At 65.8% G+C, this 15552-nt stretch carries 15 protein-coding genes; 10 read left to right on the top strand and 5 right to left on the bottom strand.

The annotated features are described in order from the left end of the window. Positions 1–3: 3 nt before the first annotated feature. The 4 genes from IEW49_RS04450 to IEW49_RS04435 all read right to left on the bottom strand — a co-directional run bounded on the left by IEW49_RS04450 (position 4) and on the right by IEW49_RS04435 (position 4242). Positions 4–324: an AtpZ/AtpI family protein gene (locus IEW49_RS04450; RefSeq protein ID WP_188641547.1), complete on the bottom strand. Its 321-nt coding sequence runs from the start codon at positions 322–324 to the stop codon at positions 4–6. Between the two features lie 110 nt (positions 325–434). Then, positions 435–821: a YdbL family probable chaperone protein gene (locus IEW49_RS04445; protein WP_229658081.1), complete on the bottom strand. Its 387-nt coding sequence runs from the start codon at positions 819–821 to the stop codon at positions 435–437. Positions 822–844: 23 nt separating this feature from the next. After that, on the bottom strand, positions 845–1036 hold the full coding sequence (locus tag IEW49_RS04440; protein ID WP_188641546.1) for a YnbE family lipoprotein: 192 nt from the start codon (positions 1034–1036) through the stop codon (positions 845–847). After that, complete coding sequence (locus IEW49_RS04435; protein WP_229658080.1) at positions 1033–4242, bottom strand: intermembrane phospholipid transport protein YdbH family protein; 3210 nt, start codon at positions 4240–4242, stop codon at positions 1033–1035. Before IEW49_RS04435 ends, IEW49_RS04440 begins: the two co-directional genes overlap by 4 nt. Positions 4243–4321: 79 nt before the next feature. Between IEW49_RS04435 and radC the strand changes: the two genes are divergently transcribed. Next, positions 4322–5014 (top strand): RadC family protein, encoded by a 693-nt coding sequence (radC, locus tag IEW49_RS04430; RefSeq protein WP_229658079.1) that lies wholly within the window; start codon positions 4322–4324, stop codon positions 5012–5014. An 18-nt stretch (positions 5015–5032) separates the two neighbouring features. Here the strand turns inward: radC and IEW49_RS04425 are convergent, their stop codons facing one another. Further along, complete coding sequence (locus IEW49_RS04425; protein WP_229658209.1) at positions 5033–7819, bottom strand: DUF3857 domain-containing protein; 2787 nt, start codon at positions 7817–7819, stop codon at positions 5033–5035. A 185-nt stretch (positions 7820–8004) separates the two neighbouring features. Between IEW49_RS04425 and purB the strand changes: the two genes are divergently transcribed. The 9 genes from purB to accD all read left to right on the top strand — a co-directional run bounded on the left by purB (position 8005) and on the right by accD (position 15551). Continuing rightward, positions 8005–9333 (top strand): adenylosuccinate lyase, encoded by a 1329-nt coding sequence (gene purB / locus IEW49_RS04420; RefSeq protein ID WP_188641543.1) that lies wholly within the window; start codon positions 8005–8007, stop codon positions 9331–9333. Between the two features lie 76 nt (positions 9334–9409). Continuing rightward, positions 9410–9802: a LapA family protein gene (locus tag IEW49_RS04415; RefSeq protein ID WP_188641542.1), complete on the top strand. Its 393-nt coding sequence runs from the start codon at positions 9410–9412 to the stop codon at positions 9800–9802. Continuing rightward, on the top strand, positions 9799–10476 hold the full coding sequence (gene pyrF / locus IEW49_RS04410) for an orotidine-5'-phosphate decarboxylase (protein WP_188641541.1): 678 nt from the start codon (positions 9799–9801) through the stop codon (positions 10474–10476). The genes IEW49_RS04415 and pyrF overlap by 4 nt, the downstream gene beginning before the upstream one ends. 50 nt (positions 10477–10526) lie before the next feature. Beyond that, complete coding sequence (gene bla, locus IEW49_RS04405; RefSeq protein WP_188643086.1) at positions 10527–11261, top strand: subclass B1 metallo-beta-lactamase; 735 nt, start codon at positions 10527–10529, stop codon at positions 11259–11261. Between the two features lie 64 nt (positions 11262–11325). Further along, positions 11326–11958, top strand: a complete 633-nt coding sequence (locus IEW49_RS04400; protein WP_188641540.1) for a phosphoribosylanthranilate isomerase — start codon at positions 11326–11328, stop codon at positions 11956–11958. Next, positions 11955–13208 carry a tryptophan synthase subunit beta gene (gene trpB, locus IEW49_RS04395; protein WP_188641539.1) on the top strand — a complete coding sequence of 418 codons (1254 nt, stop codon included), beginning with the start codon at positions 11955–11957 and terminating at the stop codon, positions 13206–13208. The genes IEW49_RS04400 and trpB overlap by 4 nt, the downstream gene beginning before the upstream one ends. A gap of 4 nt (positions 13209–13212) precedes the next feature. Next, positions 13213–13719 (top strand): hypothetical protein, encoded by a 507-nt coding sequence (locus IEW49_RS04390; RefSeq protein ID WP_188641538.1) that lies wholly within the window; start codon positions 13213–13215, stop codon positions 13717–13719. A 180-nt stretch (positions 13720–13899) separates the two neighbouring features. Then, positions 13900–14706 carry a tryptophan synthase subunit alpha gene (gene trpA / locus IEW49_RS04385; RefSeq protein ID WP_188641537.1) on the top strand — a complete coding sequence of 269 codons (807 nt, stop codon included), beginning with the start codon at positions 13900–13902 and terminating at the stop codon, positions 14704–14706. Further along, the gene (accD, locus tag IEW49_RS04380; RefSeq protein ID WP_188641536.1) at positions 14703–15551 is read left to right on the top strand and encodes an acetyl-CoA carboxylase, carboxyltransferase subunit beta; all 849 of its coding nucleotides are present in this window, start codon (positions 14703–14705) and stop codon (positions 15549–15551) included. Before trpA ends, accD begins: the two co-directional genes overlap by 4 nt. Position 15552 lies beyond the last annotated feature (1 nt).

The following is a 15552-nucleotide window of genomic DNA, read 5'->3' as shown; positions in this document are numbered from 1 at the left end:
GGGTCATTCGTCGGGTCGCACATTTGCCGCGCGAATGATGTTCCTGAAGGCGACCACGATCCCGAGGAACAGGCCTACCAGCAGGGCCCACGGATTGGTGCCGGTGAAAAAGCCGATGGCCCACCCGATCACCGCTCCGCCGAGGATTCCTCCGAGCAAGTCCGCAAGCACCCGGTTGCCGCTGCGATAATTCGCGTCGGCACCCGAGGATTGCTTCCGGTTGCGCAATTCTTCGCGGCTCTCGGCGGCTTTAAGCCGCGCTTCGAGCGCGTCGACTCGCGCATCCTCCTCGATTGAATCCCGTGCGGGTTTGTCTTCGCTCATGCCTGCTCTCCTGAAGGGATCGATGGCACGGGCACGGACTTGCCCGCCAAGGGCGCCGCCCCCTTAGTAGGGGGCCTGTGGCAAGTCAACCGAAGCGGACGCGGTTTGCGTCAGCTGCGCGGGCACTGTGGCAGCAGGATCGGGGGATCCTGCGTGCGGGTCTGCCAGCTGCCGTCGGGGGCCTGGTATTTTTCGCCGGGCGCGGTGCGCAGGATCAGCTTGCAGCCCGCCGAGATCGCGTATTCGTTGATCGTCGCGTTCTGCGCCTTGGCGCGCTGGGTATAGACCGCGCGGCGGCGGATATTGATGTCGGCGACGATGCGCTCGAGATCGGGGGTCGATTCGCCCACGATGCCGAGATATCCGTCGACCTTCTCGCCGACCTTGCCCGATGCACGCGCCGCCTCGTAGGCCGGATCGCGATCCTGCATCGCCTGTGCGGTGCCGCCCAGCGCGAGCGCGCCCAATGCGGCGGTGATCATTAGCTTGCGAATCATCGTTTCGCTCCTTTCAGGCCGCATCAGAAGATGTCGGCATTTTCGTCGATCGCGTCTTCCGCGTCTGCCGCCAGACGATAGATCACTTCCTGGCGGATGTTGATGTTCAATTCGATCACGATCGGCTCGGTCGGGGCGTCGACGGTGACACAGCCCGAAAGGCCCGCCGCGATCGCGGCCAGCGCCAAAATGCGCCGGAAATTGGTCGAAATCATGGCTGTTCCTCGCTTTCGGAAGGCTGAATATCGTCTATTTCGTCTTCGAAGGGATCGACGTCTGGCGGTGGCGGATTGCGTACTTCGCGCGCAATAATATTACCCTGGTCGTCGATCAGCCCGAGCGACCGGGCATCGCGCAGGGCGGTGGGATCGTAGATCGACTTGAGCAGCGCGATCAGCTCGTAGAACCGCGCATTGATGTTGAGGTTGAGCTGGATCGGCAGTCCTTCGAGGCTGCGGGTCACGATGTTGCGCTCGGCCGCCTCGCCCTGGCGGACCCCGAACGTGCGGACGCGGGTGACGATATTGCCGGTAAGGTCGCCGTCCATGTTGATCCGCATTTGCGCGTAATCGAGCGATTTGAGCACGTTGAAGGCGAGGTTCGCCATCGTCGACAGGTCGCGATAGGTCAGTTCGCCGACATAGGAGAGATTCCCACCCGGCGGGCGCGAGACGAGCACGCCGCCCTCGATCCGGCCACCGCTATCGTCGAAAACGAGCGGCAACCGCCCGTCGAAGGTCCCGGTCGCGCTGAGATTGGCGAGTTCGAACCGTTCGATGAAGCGCGAGGCCTGCAAGCCGTCGACCACCAGCGTGAACCGCCGCACTTCGCCCTCGCCGAAGCGCACATCGGTCGGGCGCAGGGTCAGCGTGCCGCCCATGAAGGGCCAGCGACCGCCCTCGATCCCGATTTCGAAGCCACGCCGCAGCGCCAGCGTGATCTCGCCGTCATTGACCTCGATCCCGGGATTGATCGAGCGCACCTGGAAGGTCTGGCTGGGCGCCGTCTCGAACGCGAGAAGGTCGGTGAAGACCAGCGTGCCCGATGCGCCCTCTACGGGGCCGAACGGGGCGGCGAAATCGAGGTCGGCGGAGGAATACTCACCGCCACTGTCAATCGTACCGTCGGCCCAGCGGATCCGCCCCTGCCCGCTCACGAGCCCGCGCGTATTGGCGATCGTTCCCTTGGCGAGGTAGGTCAGGTCTTCGGGCTGGAACGCGGCATCGAAGCGCAGGGCATCGGTGTCGAGCGTGGCATTGCCCGAACCGCTCGCGAGATCGTGAAAGACCTCGACCGCGGCGACGAGACGCTGGGTGTCGCGATCGCGCAGGTTGGCTTCTGCGCGGATATCGCCGTCCTCTAACGTCAACGCCGCCTCGGTCGCGTCGAGCGGGTAGAAGCGCTGCGGATCGTTGCGATCGGCCAACAGGAAGGTGGCTCCAGAGAGAGACAGCACGCCATTCGCGTAACGCCACTCGCCCGCGGCATTGCTGACATCGAGCGGGACGGCGACGAGCCGCGCCTCGGTATCGGCGAAGGTACCCGAGATTTCCTTCCCGCCGAGCTCCGCGTCTAGATCGGAGAGGACGAAATCCGCCCCGCTGTCGGGCGGGCCAAGATGCACCCACAGTTCACTCGCACGCACGATCCCGGGATAGGCAATCGCGATCGGCCCCGAGCGAATGTGGATCGGGGTCCCCGCCAGCGTGCCGGCCAGATCGAGCGATGGCGCGCCGGCGACGATCCGCAGCGGTCCGTTGCCCCCGCGCACGATCGCCCTGCCGGTCGGCGGACACAGGGTCACCGCATGCCGCGCGAGCCTTAGGTTGGCGTATTCGAAACGGTCGAAACGGACCGGCGTGCATCGGGTGAAGGCGCGGAACGACCCATCCTTCTCGAACACCGCGTCGAGCGGGAAGGCGAGGTTGCGCGCGAAACCGCCTGGCAGCGGGCCGCTCAGCCGGACATCTCCGGTCAGGTCGAAGCGACCGTCCGGCGACTGCACGATCCGCAGGTCGGGTGCCGCGATCCGGCTCGACCGCGCCGCATATTCCTCGAGCGAGAGCTGCCAGACGGCACTGCCGCCCGCCGCGCTCGTCAGCGAACCGGTCATGCGCGGGAGGTCGGGCCCGCCGGTCCGGAACGAGCCGCCGAGATTGCCGCCTTCGGCATTGCTCCAGCGCAACCGGCTGAGTTCGGCGAGCCGCACGCCATTGCGATTGCGCAAGGTCGCGGCGGGGATCACCAGGCTGAGCGTACCCTCCCCGCGCCGGAGCGTTACGTTCCCCTCAAGGCTGCTGCCGAGCGTCTGGCGCGACAGCGCGGCGCGCAGCTTCGCCGCAAGCGGGGCGAAGGGGGTGTCGTTGGCCCCGCTCCCGATCGCGGCGAGCGCGCGATTGAAGGATTCGCCCGGTCGCAGATTGCGGCCGTCGAAACCGCCCGACCACTCCAGTCGCGCGAAATCGTCGCGCAACCGGACCACGCCGTCGCTCGAGAGCCGCGCCAGCGTGGCTTCGGGCGTATCGAGCCCGAGCAGCGCGAGGTCGTAATCGAGGGTCGCCTCGCCGGGCTTGAGGTCGAACCGCCCGCTCCCCTCGAGCGCCTGGGCGGCGAACGCACCGTAGCGCGCCGCCCCGGTCTCGATCGCGAGCTCGCCCTCGGCCGCATCGAAAGTGGCGGGCAAGGTCAGTTCGAGCTCGGAATCGAGCGCCGCGAGCGCGATCTGGCGGTCTTCGCAGGCAAGCTCGCGAAGGCGCAAGGGTCCGTCGAACGTCGGGCGGCTGTCGTTGGTTGTCACCGTACCGTAGAAACTCGCGCGCGTCGCTTCGCAGCCCGCGTACCGCGGGTCGGGCATTAGTGCCCCAAGCTGCCCCTCGAAGCCGTCGCTTGGGTTGCCGCTTCCCTCGAGAACGAGACCGAGCACCCCGTATTCGCTCGCGATCCGCGCGCGTCCGTCGACGATCGTCACGTCGAGATCGGGCAGGCTCGGCGGACGGTCGGGCTCGTCTTCGGCGAACAGCAGCGGATCGAGCGCGCCGAAACTCAACTCGCCGTCGCGCAGTGTGCCGTAGAGCCGGGCGCGCTCGAGCGTGACCGAGCGCACCGCAGGCCCGAGCATCGTCCATCCGATCCGCACCTCGGCGCGCTCGACCGTCGCGTCGGGCCGATCCGGATCGCCCAGCACCAGGTCACGCAGCACCTGTCGCCGCCCGCCGATCCGCTCGACGGTGTAGCTTGCCTCGATCCCGCGCTTTTCCAGTTCGGAAGCGATGATGTCGTCGGCGATCTCGTTGCGCTGCGACCAGGCGAATCCCAGCACCACGGCGAGCACCACGACAATCCATGGCAGCGCCGGCCGCCAGAAGCCCCGTCGGGGCACGGGCGGCATTCCACCCTCACTGTTGTCGCGGCGCTTCGCCATGCCTGTCCCCTTGCGCGTACGCCAATGCAAAGGCAATGCTGCGCCGGGCATCAATGCGGCAGGGGGGAGCGCGTTCCCGATGGACGCAAGTGACGCAAATGTAGGCGGAAACAGCGGCCATCGCGCAAGGCTGCGGCAACGGCTGTTCGAAGGCGGGGCCGAGGCGCTGGCGGATTACGAGGTGCTGGAATACCTGCTCGCAACCGCGCGCCCGCGGATCGATACCAAACCGATCGCCAAATCGCTGATCGCGCGTTTCGGCAGTCTCTCGGCCGTACTCGACGCCGACGCGAAAGCGCTCGCCGATCACCCGCAGATGGGCGAGACCAGTGCCGCCGCGCTCAAGATCGTCGCGCTCGCGGCACGTCGGATGGCGCGTTCTAAGGTTGCCGAAAGGCCGGTTCTGGGAAGCTGGCAGGCGCTGCTCGACTATCTTCACATCGACATGGCGCACCTGATGCACGAGCGCGTGCGGGTCCTCCATCTCGACGCGCGCAACCGCCTTATCCTCGACGAGCGCGTGTCGGACGGATCGATCGACGAGGCCGCGATCCATCCGCGCGAGGTCATCAAGCGCGCGCTCGAGATCGGCGCGACCGCGCTGATCCTCGTCCACAACCACCCCTCCGGCAGTCCCGAACCGAGCCGCGCCGATATCGACATCACCCGCAGGATCGCCGAGGCCGGTCGCCTGCTCGGCGTGACCGTCCACGATCATGTGATTGTCGGGCGCGAGGGCCACGCCTCGCTGCGCGCGAAGGGGCTGATCTAGCCCCTTCGCCCGCATCGATCACTTGGCCGAGGAGATACCGTAGCGCTCGTACTGGCGCACGATCCGCGGCGAGATCCGCTCGGCATAGGCGATCTCGCGCCGGCCCTCCGCGGTCTTGCCCTGTTCGATCAGGATCAGGCCCTTGAGGTAGCGCGAAGCGGCAAGGCTCGGTTCGCTGCGCAAGGCGGCGTCGATATCGCGCATCGCCTTGTCGTAATCGCCATTCCGATAATAGACCATCGCCCGGCTATCGAGCACGTTGGCCCCGTATTGCGAAGCCTGCACCGCTTCGGTGCACACTGCCTCGGCTTCGTCGAGACGATATTTCCACGTGCCCATGTGCCAGCACTGCGAATTCAGCAGCTCGCTGTCTCCGGGGCGTTCGAGCAGGACGTCCTCGAGCATCGCCCAGCCCGCCTCGGGGCGGCCCGCCTCGCCTTCGTATTCGGCGCGGACTTGCGCCAGCGTGGCACGCTCGTCGCCGCCGAGCTCGAATTCCTCGAGCAGCGCGAGTGCGGTATCGACGTCGCCCATTTCGGCCTGGATCGCCGCGAGGTTGAGCGCGGTCGCGACATCGCCCTGCAATTCGTAGGCATAGAGCGCATCGTCGAGCGCGAGGTCCCATTCGCCGGCATTGGCATAGGCCTGCGCCCGCTGGTTGTAGAGCGTCGCACTCGGTTCGAGTTCGATCGCCCGCGTGTAATCTTCGGCCGCGGCGGCGTAATCATAGGTGAAGACGCGCATTTCGGCGCGGCGGATATGGCGCGAGGCTTCGTCTGGATCGGTGTCGACATAGGCGTCGAGCGCGGCTTCCATCGGTGCCATCAGGCGTTCGGCTTCCTCGGCCGAGTATTCCCAATAACGCTTGGCCCCCTCGCTGACGCGGACGACGTAGTCGCCGCTACCCAGCCGCGACGCCGCGCGGCGGTTCTCGGCAAAAGCCGAGGCCGGGATCTCGACCGGGATTTCGGCCTTGTCGGACTGCACCCGCAGGCTCGCGCCGTCGAGCGTGGCGCTGCGCGAAATCCGCGTGCCTGCGATTTCTTCTTCGCGCACCTCGACGCCGCGCAGGTCGTAGGCGACATCGCCCTGCGGCAGTTCGATCCGCAAATCCTCGCGCCAGCGCACGGGGCCCCCGCTCTGGTAGGGAATATCGCGCCATTCGCGACGTGCGCGATCGGGCGAGAAGCCGAAATCGTTGCTCGACACATACGGCGTCAGCTTGGCGCGCCCGCGCTCGAACTCCCACCAGCTATAGGTCACGCCTTCGGCTTCGAGCCGGGCCTGTCCGCTGTCCTCGTCGAAGGTGACGGTCGCGTCCTTGACGAAATTGGTGCCGACGAGGTTGCGCGCGAAATTGCTGGCGAAATCGAGCACCTTCTCGCGGTCGCTTTCTTCTGCCGGATCGCGCAGCCGTGTCGCCATCGTGCCTTCAAGCGTGACGTCGATCGAGAACATCGCCGGATAATCGAAACCTGCCGAATGATCGATTTCGACCACCGCGGTGCGATCGGGGACGCTCGGCCAGCGCTGCGTCATCGGCATCAGTTCGGCACCTTCGGGGCGCAGCGGCAGCGCATTGAAGAACGGCGGGACCTCGCCGATCGTCGCGAGGCGAACGCCGGCATTGGTGCCGTCGAGCCAGTAATCCTCGCCATCGATGACGGCGTGGACGATCATGTGGTCGAAATTGCCCGGCATCGGGAGCATGTCGGGCACCCAGTCGCCCGAGCTCGAATGGACCAGCACCGCTTCGCTCTCGATCCCCATCTCGCGCAGCATGGCGAGCAGCAGCAGCGACTTGGCCTTGCAGTCGCCATAGCGCAGCTCCCACGTGTCTTCCGGGCTTTGCGGCAGATAGTTGCCGCCATCGAGACCGTTGAGGTGATAGGCGACGTCGTCCTGCACGATCTGCAGCGCCAGCGCCGCGCGTTCGAGCTGTTTGTCGGTCTTGGCTTCGATCTCGGCGATCTTCGCCGCGATTTCGCCTTCGGGATCGATCGTGCCCTCGGTGGTGAAATGGGTCGCCATCTGCGCCGACAATTCGCGCCAGCTGTCATAGGTGCCAACCTGGAGCAGAGGCGGCATGCGATAGCGGCGCGGAGCATCGTCGGGCATCTCGTCGAGTTCGGGGATCGGGAATTCGACCGACAGGACCTTGTAGCCGTCCTCGATCACCGGCTCGGCCAACGCGAAATCGCGGGTGGCATTGTAACGCATCGGCTCGTCTTCCGGCCAGCTCACGCGGATGCGGCCGTAGCCCATCTCCATCGGCTCGGGCAGGATCCCCTGGAGCACCTGCATCTCGCCATCGAGCGCCTGGTCGCGCTTGGTCGTCGAATGCGACATCCGAAGCACGTCACCGACCCGCAGGCCGGGCACGGCCATCGTTCCGGTAAGCATGCCGTCGATCAGCCGGCTTTCGAGCTGGCGTTCGCGCCGGATCACCTCGAGCTTGGTGCCGTCGGCGAGCACGTCGATCACCTCGCCGTCGCGGATGATCTGAATCCGGTGGACGCGCAGATCGCCCTTGTCGGGCTGCCATTGCAGCTGCGGCGTACCGAGCTGGGTGACGACCTGCGGGTTTTCCATCTTGATCGCGACGTCGAAATAATCGTGCACGACGCCGTCTTCCATCCGCACCTGCCGGTCGATCAGCACGAGCGTCTCGTCCTTCTCCATCGCCGCATCGAGATCGGGCGCGACGACCCAGGACGGCACCTCCTCGTAGATGATTTCTTCACCCGCGACGGCGGGGGTTGCGCAGACCGCGACGATCGCGGTGGCGGACAGGAGATGGTGCATGTTCACGCGCGGGACCCTTCGACAATTCAATCGTTTCGCCGCCCATGATGCACGGACTGTCGGTGCAACGCAATCGCTCGTTCGAAGGTGGTTAACCGCCGCTTGCGCCGCAAGCGACCTTGCCAAGCGGGCACGCGCCCCATAGGCGCGCAGCGCAGCCCATCCCCCTCTTCCCGGAGTCGACCATGGTCCCCCGTTACGCCCGCCCCGATATGACCGCCATCTGGGAACCGGAGGCGAAATACCGCATCTGGTTCGAGATCGAGGCGCATGCGACCAGCAAGCTCGCCGAACTCGGCGTCGTGCCCGAAAGCGCGGCCAAGGCGCTGTGGGACTGGTGGGCGACGAACCCGAAGATCGACGTCGATGCGATCGACGATATCGAACGCGTGACCAAGCACGACGTGATCGCCTTCCTCACCTGGGTGGCGGACAATGTCGGTGACGAGGCCCGGTTCCTCCACCAGGGCATGACCAGCTCGGACGTGCTCGATACCACGCTGGCGGTCCAGCTTATGCGTTCGGCCGACCTGCTGCTCGAGGATATGGACGCATTGCTCGAGGCGATCGCCCGACGTGCCGAGGAACACAAGTATACCCCCACGATCGGTCGCAGCCACGGCATCCATGCCGAGCCGGTCACCTTCGGCCTCAAGCTCGCGCAGGCCTATGCCGAGATGAAGCGCAATCGCGAGCGGCTGTGGGATGCCCGCGCCGAGATCGCGACCTGCGCGATCAGCGGGGCGGTCGGCACCTTCGCCAATATCGATCCGCAGGTCGAGGCGCATGTCGCCGCCGAGATGGGACTGGTGCCCGAGCCGGTCTCGACCCAGGTCATCCCGCGCGATCGCCACGCGATGTTCTTCGCCACGTTGGCCGTGATCGCCAGCTCGATCGAGCGCATCGCGGTCGAGGTGCGGCACCTCCAGCGTACCGAAGTGCTCGAAGCCGAGGAGTATTTCTCGCCCGGCCAGAAGGGTTCGTCGGCGATGCCGCACAAGCGCAACCCGATCCTGACCGAGAACCTCACCGGGCAGGCGCGCATGATCCGCGCCTATGCGCTCCCCGCGATGGAGAACGTGGCGCTGTGGCACGAGCGCGATATCTCGCACTCCTCGGTCGAACGCTTCATCGGGCCCGATGCCTGCATCACGCTCGATTTCGCGCTCGCGCGGCTCACCGGGGTGATCGACAAGCTGCTCGTCTATCCCGAACGCATGCAGGCCAATCTCGACCGGATGGGTGGTCTGGTGCACTCGCAGCGCGTGCTGCTCGCCCTCACCCAAAACGGGATGAGCCGCGAGAACGCCTATGCCGCGGTCCAGCGCAACGCGATGAAGGTGTGGGAATCGGACGGCAGGCTTTCGCTGCTCGACCTGCTCAAGGCCGACGACGAGGTCACCGGGGTGCTTTCCGACGCGCAGCTCGAAGAGAAATTCGACCTCGAATACCACTTCAAGCATGTCGATACGATTTTCGAACGCGTCTTCGCCGAAGAACAGGAAGAGGGCTGAACCCGCCCCGGCACGGGGACTCGCCAGTTTCCGCGCAACCCGCTAGGACGGCAGAAAAAGGGCGGAGATTGAACCGATGCAAGTCCTGAAGACGATCCTGTGGGCGCTGCTCCTCGTGGTGCTGGTCGCTTTCTCGGTGGCGAACTGGGAACCGCAGGTGACGGTCCAGATCTGGGAAGGGATCGTCCTCGACACGAAGATCCCCGCGCTGGTGATCGTCAGCTTCCTGATCGGTTTCGTGCCGATGTGGCTGTTCCATCGCGGCGAGAAATGGCGGCTCAAGCGCCGCATCGCCGCGCTCGAGAATGCGCAGAAGGCCAATTCGCTCAACTACGCCAAGGCCAACACCGAGCGCATCCGCGATCGCGATGGCGACGGCATTCCGGATTCGGTCGATCCCGATCCCGATACGCCTGCGGAAGACAGCCCGCTGAGCCCGACCAATCCCCAAAAAGAAGCGGGCACATGAACCACAACCCGGTCTTCCTCGCGCTCGACGTTCCGCGGCTCGACGCCGCCAAGGCGCTCGCGAAGCAGGTCAAGGGCCATGTCGGCGGATTCAAGCTCGGGCTCGAGTTCTTCTGCGCGCACGGCCACCACGGCGTCCACGAGATCGCCCATCTCGGACTGCCGATCTTCCTCGACCTGAAACTGCACGATATTCCCAACACCGTCGCCGGCGCGATGCATTCGCTGCACGTGCTCGAACCCGCGATCGTCACCGTCCATGCCAGCGGCGGGCGGGCGATGATGGAGGACGCCAAGGCGGCGGCGGGCGAGCATACGAAAGTGGTCGCGGTGACGCTGCTTACCAGTCTCGACGATCGCGACATGGAGCGCACCGGCATCAACGGTAAGCCGCACGACCAGGTCATGCGCCTCGCCGAACTCGCCGAAAAAGCCGGTCTCGACGGAATCGTGTGTTCGGGCCACGAGGTCGGAGCGGTGCGCAAGCAGTGGAAGGACGGCTATTTCGTCGTCCCCGGCCTGCGGCCCGGCGGCAAGGCGACCGGCGACCAGAAGCGTGTGGTCACCCCCCGCCAGGCGCGCGACGACGGCGCCGGCGTGCTCGTGATCGGCCGCCCGATCGCCAAGGCCGAGGACCCGGTCCAGGCTGCGCGGGAGATCGAGGCGACGCTGTGAAGCGGTTCGCCGCCCTCGCCGCCCTGCTCGCCCTGTCGTCCTGCATTTCGATGCCGAAGGACGAGTATCGCGTCACCGAAAGCCGACAGATCGAGGAACGTGTCGAGTTCGGCGAGATCGTGCTGAGCCGAATTACAAACGACGTGTGGATGCACACTTCCTATCTCGACCTTCCCGGCACCGGGCCGATTGCGTCGAACGGGATGATCGTGCTGCGCGACGATGACGCGGTGCTGGTCGACACGGCGTGGACCGAACCGCAGACCGAAGACATCCTGCGCTATGCCGCCGCGGTGCTCGACCGCCCGGTCCGCGCGGCGGTGATCACCCATTTCCACCAGGACAAGATGGGCGGAATCGGCGCGCTCCACCGCGCCGGGGTCGAGACCTGGGCCCATGCGCTCACCAACGAACTCGCCCCGACGGTCGATTTCGAGCCCGCAAGGAACACGATCGACTTTGGCGCCGACGGTTTCGCCACCGGTCCCGCCACCGCAGCGCTCGGGCCAATTAAGCTGTTCTACCCGGGCCCCGGCCACACAAGCGACAACATCACCGTCCAGCCCGAGCCGGGGGTCGCCTTCGGCGGATGCCTGATCAAGGGCGCTGGCGCGCGCAGCCTCGGCAATCTCGCCGATGCGGACGTCGCGAATTACGCCGCGGCCGCGCGCCGCTTCGGCGCGGCCTTTCCCGCCGCCTCGACCATCCTGATGAGCCATTCCGCCCCCGAAGGCCGCGAGGCGATCCGCCATACGATACGCATGGCGGAGGATGCGCGCCGATAAGCCCGATCGCCAGTCCCGATCGCCGGGGTTGCGCGCGGCGCATAACCGCGTAATCGGTGCGCGCATGAGCATCCAGATCAAGATTTGCGGCATTCGCGACGAGGCGGCGATGGACGCGGCGGCGGAGGCCGGGGCGACCCATATCGGGCTCGTCCATTACGAGCCGAGCCCGCGCCACGTCACGCTCGACCAGGCGGCCAAGCTGCGGATGCGCGCGCCCTCCTCGCTCAAGGTCGTGCTGCTGCTGGTCAACCAGGAACCCAAGCCGACCGCACTCGCGATCGAGGCGGTGCGCCCCGATGTGGTCCAGTTCCACGGCAGCGAAACCGCCGAATGGCTCAAGGTCGTCAAGGAAAATGCCCCCGTCGAGGTGTGGAAGGCACGCGGCCTCCAGAACGCGCAGACGCTCGAACGCGCCAAGGCCTATGAAGGCGCGGCCGACATGCTGCTGTTCGACGCACCGGCACAGAAGCTGCCCGGCGGCAACGGCACCGCCTTCGACTGGACGCTGCTCAAGGGGTATGACGGCAAGTTGCCCTATGGGCTCGCCGGCGGTCTCGACCCGGACAACGTCGCACAGGCGATCCGCGAGACCGACGCCATGCTGGTCGACACCTCGAGCGGCACCGAAAGCGAGCCCGGGGTCAAGGACCTGGAGAAGATCCGCGCGTTTTGCGAGGCGGCGAGAAACGCATGACCGACCAGACCCCCAATTCCTATCGCAATCAGCCCGACGAACGCGGCCATTTCGGCCAGTTCGGAGGGCGCTACGTCGCCGAAACGCTGATGCCGCTCGTGCTCGATCTCGAGCGCGAATACCGCGCGGCGCAGGCCGATCCCGAATTCCAGGCCGAGTTCGACGATTTGCTCGAACATTATGTCGGCCGACCCAGCCCGCTCTATTACGCCGAGCGGCTGACCGAGGAGCTGCGGAAGTCCGCGCCCGACGGCCCAAATGGCGAAAAACGGGGCGCGCAAGTCTGGTTCAAGCGCGACGAGCTCAATCACACCGGCGCGCACAAGATCAACAATTGCATAGGCCAGATCCTGCTCGCCCGCCGCATGGGCAAGACGCGGATCATCGCCGAGACCGGCGCAGGCCAGCACGGCGTCGCCACCGCCACCGTCTGCGCGCGCTTCGGCCTGCCCTGCACCGTCTATATGGGCGCGACCGACGTCGAACGGCAGCAGCCCAACGTGTTCCGGATGAAACTGCTCGGCGCCGAGGTGATCCCGGTCACCAGCGGCCGCGCGACGTTGAAGGACGCGATGAACGAGGGGCTGCGCGACTGGGTCGCGAACGTCCACGACACCTTCTACATCATCGGCACCGCCGCGGGCCCGCATCCCTACCCAGAGCTCGTGCGCGATTTCCAGAGCGTGATCGGCAAGGAAGCGCGCGTGCAGATGCAGGACCGCATCGGCCGCCTGCCCGACCTGCTGGTCGCCGCGATCGGCGGCGGCTCGAACGCGCTCGGCCTGTTCCACCCTTTCCTCGACGACGCGGACGTGAAGATGCTCGGGGTCGAGGCGGCGGGTCGCGGGCTCGACGGCAATGAACACGCCGCGTCCCTGCTCGGCGGCGCGCCCGGCGTCCTCCACGGCAACAAGACGTACCTCCTGCAGGACGAGGACGGCCAGATCACCGAAGGCCACTCGATCAGCGCCGGGCTCGACTATCCCGGCATCGGCCCCGAACATTCGTGGCTCAAGGAATCGGGCCGCGTCGAATACACCGCGATCACCGACAAGCAGGCGCTCGACGCCTTCCAGCTGTTGTGTCGCACCGAAGGCATCATCCCCGCCCTGGAGCCCAGTCACGCGATTGCGGCGGTGGCCGAGCGGGCGCGGGAGATGCCGTGCGATGCGATCATCCTGGCGAACCTGTGTGGTCGCGGGGACAAGGACATCTTCACCGTGGCCGATGCGCTGGGGGTGGAGATGTGAAAAGTTGAGCGCCGAATACCGCCTCAAGCTAGTCAATTGGCTGACCAGCATGATGCTTCTTATGCTGATGTCGTCCCTTATGGCATTACATGAATGGTTTACTTGGCTACCAAAAACGTACGCGCTCAATCGTCCATTCTCAGATCAAATCATCACCCTGTTCGGAGCAATCGATTTCTTCCAGTGGATGTTCTTACCGGTCGCACTCTGGCATTTCGCTGATTTTGTTGAAGCTCGAACCACCAAGATTGCGCTCGCTGCTTATCGCAACGTATCCGCTCTCGTCGCGGCGCTAGGAATCGCCGCAATCTTCCATCAGTCACTGTGGCTCAACGATCTATTCTGTCCTGAGCTCGAACTCCCGCCTAACGTGCTCATGTTTGATGGCTGTGGCAGCTGGACGCCCTTATGGAAGACGGCAATTTTTCTGTGCTTGTTTATCGCCCTCTGCGCGTTGGCTGCTGTCAAGATTTGGTTCGCAACCAGATCCCGCTTTCAGAAAAAGGGATGATGTTAGCGATATAGGTAAGCTGTCCTACATAGCTTTGGGTGTGCCATCTTAGATTGATGACCGCAGCGATCCCGCCCTCTACGGCCACTTTCACGCCCCCCCCCGCTCGACCCCCGCCGATTTTTCTTCCCCTGAACAGTGTAACACCCGGTCCATGCCTTCAGCTTCGAGCCCCCCGAAATGAACGATAACCCCGCGAATCGCCTCTCCAACGCCTTCGCCAAAGCGCACCCCGCGCTCGTCTGCTTCGTGACGGCGGGCGACGGCGATACCGACGCCAATCTCGATGCGCTGGTCGCGGGCGGCGCCGATGTGATCGAGCTCGGCATGCCCTTCACCGATCCGATGGCCGACGGACCGGCGATCCAGGCCGCCAACCTGCGCAGTCTCGGCAAGGGCACGACCACCGCCGACGTGCTCGCGATCGCGACGAGGTTCCGCGCGCGGCATCCGGACGTGCCGCTGGTGCTGATGGGCTATGCCAATCCGATGGTGCGGCGCGGGCCCGAATGGTTCGCTTCAGCCGCTGCCGATGCCGGCGTCGACGGGGTGATCTGCGTCGATTTGGGCCCCGAGGAGGACGAGGACCTCGGACCGGCGCTGCGCGACGCGGGGATCGCCGTGATCCGCCTCGCCACGCCGACCACCCATGACGCACGCCTGCCGCAAGTGCTCGAGGGCGCGGGAGGCTTCCTCTATTACGTCTCTGTCGCCGGGATCACCGGCAAGCAGCAGGCCGCGAGCGGTTCGATCGCCGAAGCGGTCGCGCGGCTGAAAGCGCAGACCGATCTGCCGGTGGCGGTCGGCTTCGGCGTACGCACGCCCGAACAGGCGGCCGACATCGCCGCCCATGCCGATGGCGTGGTGGTCGGATCGGCGCTGGTCGAGCTGGTTGGCGAGCACGGCGAAAACGCGCCCGACAGGCTGCGCGAGGCCGTCTCGGCCCTTGCCAAGGCGGTCCACAGCGCCGAAAGGGCTCAGCCATGAGCTGGCTATCACGTGTTCGCAATTCGCTTCCCTTCGGTGCCAAGCGGGAAACCGCCGACAATCTCTGGATCAAGTGTCCCGCTTGCGACGAGATGGTGTTCACCAAGGAATATGACGAGAACGCGCGCGTCTGCCCCAAATGCGACCATCACGGGCGCATCGGCACCGACATGCGCTTCGCCATCCTGCTTGACCAGGGTTACGAGGTCCTGCCGACGCCGCAGGTCCGCGAGGACCCGCTCAAGTTCAAGGATACGAAGGCTTACCCCGCGCGGCTCAAGCAGGCGCGCGCAAAGAACCCGCATCCCGATGCGCTGACCAATGCGGCAGGCGCGATCAAGGGCCACCGCGTGGTGCTCGGCGTGCAGGATTTCGCCTTCATGGGCGGGTCGATGGGCATGGCGGTGGGCAGTGCCTTCGTCCATGGCGTCGACCGCGCGCTCAAGGACCGCGTGCCCTACGTGATCTGCACCGCCGCCGGCGGCGCGCGCATGCAGGAGGGCATCCTCAGCCTGATGCAGATGCCCAAGACGACGGTCGCGGTGCGCCGCCTCAAGGAAGCGGGCCTTCCTTACATTGTCGTGCTGACCGACCCGACCACGGGCGGCGTCACCGCGAGCTATGCGATGCTCGGCGACGTCCACATCGCCGAGCCCGGCTGCCTGATCGGCTTCGCCGGGGCACGCGTGATCCAGAACACCATTCGCGAGCAGTTGCCCGACGGGTTCCAGCGCGCCGAATACCTGCACGAACACGGCATGGTCGATCGCGTGGTCCATCGCCACGAACTGCGCGACGAGCTGGCGATGCTGCTCGACTATCTCTCGCCGCGCGCAGCGGCCTGAG

This window comes from Pseudoblastomonas marina (assembly GCF_014641655.1).
GTDB classification, from domain to species: Bacteria; Pseudomonadota; Alphaproteobacteria; order Sphingomonadales; family Sphingomonadaceae; genus Alteriqipengyuania_A; species Alteriqipengyuania_A marina.
Note: the sequence above shows the minus strand (reverse complement) of the source record. Positions and strands in the feature narration are given on the sequence as shown.

Excerpts from the sequence above, each read along its gene's own strand:
- IEW49_RS04450 (WP_188641547.1), bottom strand. The coding sequence starts at position 324 with ATGAGCGAAGACAAACCCGCACGGGATTCAATCGAGGAGGATGCGCGA.
- IEW49_RS04445 (WP_229658081.1), bottom strand. The coding sequence starts at position 821 with ATGATTCGCAAGCTAATGATCACCGCCGCATTGGGCGCGCTCGCGCTG.
- IEW49_RS04440 (WP_188641546.1), bottom strand. The coding sequence starts at position 1,036 with ATGATTTCGACCAATTTCCGGCGCATTTTGGCGCTGGCCGCGATCGCG.
- IEW49_RS04435 (WP_229658080.1), bottom strand. The coding sequence starts at position 4,242 with ATGGCGAAGCGCCGCGACAACAGTGAGGGTGGAATGCCGCCCGTGCCC.
- radC (WP_229658079.1), top strand. The coding sequence starts at position 4,322 with ATGGACGCAAGTGACGCAAATGTAGGCGGAAACAGCGGCCATCGCGCA.
- IEW49_RS04425 (WP_229658209.1), bottom strand. The coding sequence starts at position 7,819 with ATGCACCATCTCCTGTCCGCCACCGCGATCGTCGCGGTCTGCGCAACC.
- purB (WP_188641543.1), top strand. The coding sequence starts at position 8,005 with ATGGTCCCCCGTTACGCCCGCCCCGATATGACCGCCATCTGGGAACCG.
- IEW49_RS04415 (WP_188641542.1), top strand. The coding sequence starts at position 9,410 with ATGCAAGTCCTGAAGACGATCCTGTGGGCGCTGCTCCTCGTGGTGCTG.
- pyrF (WP_188641541.1), top strand. The coding sequence starts at position 9,799 with ATGAACCACAACCCGGTCTTCCTCGCGCTCGACGTTCCGCGGCTCGAC.
- bla (WP_188643086.1), top strand. The coding sequence starts at position 10,527 with ATGCCGAAGGACGAGTATCGCGTCACCGAAAGCCGACAGATCGAGGAA.
- IEW49_RS04400 (WP_188641540.1), top strand. The coding sequence starts at position 11,326 with ATGAGCATCCAGATCAAGATTTGCGGCATTCGCGACGAGGCGGCGATG.
- trpB (WP_188641539.1), top strand. The coding sequence starts at position 11,955 with ATGACCGACCAGACCCCCAATTCCTATCGCAATCAGCCCGACGAACGC.
- trpA (WP_188641537.1), top strand. The coding sequence starts at position 13,900 with ATGAACGATAACCCCGCGAATCGCCTCTCCAACGCCTTCGCCAAAGCG.
- accD (WP_188641536.1), top strand. The coding sequence starts at position 14,703 with ATGAGCTGGCTATCACGTGTTCGCAATTCGCTTCCCTTCGGTGCCAAG.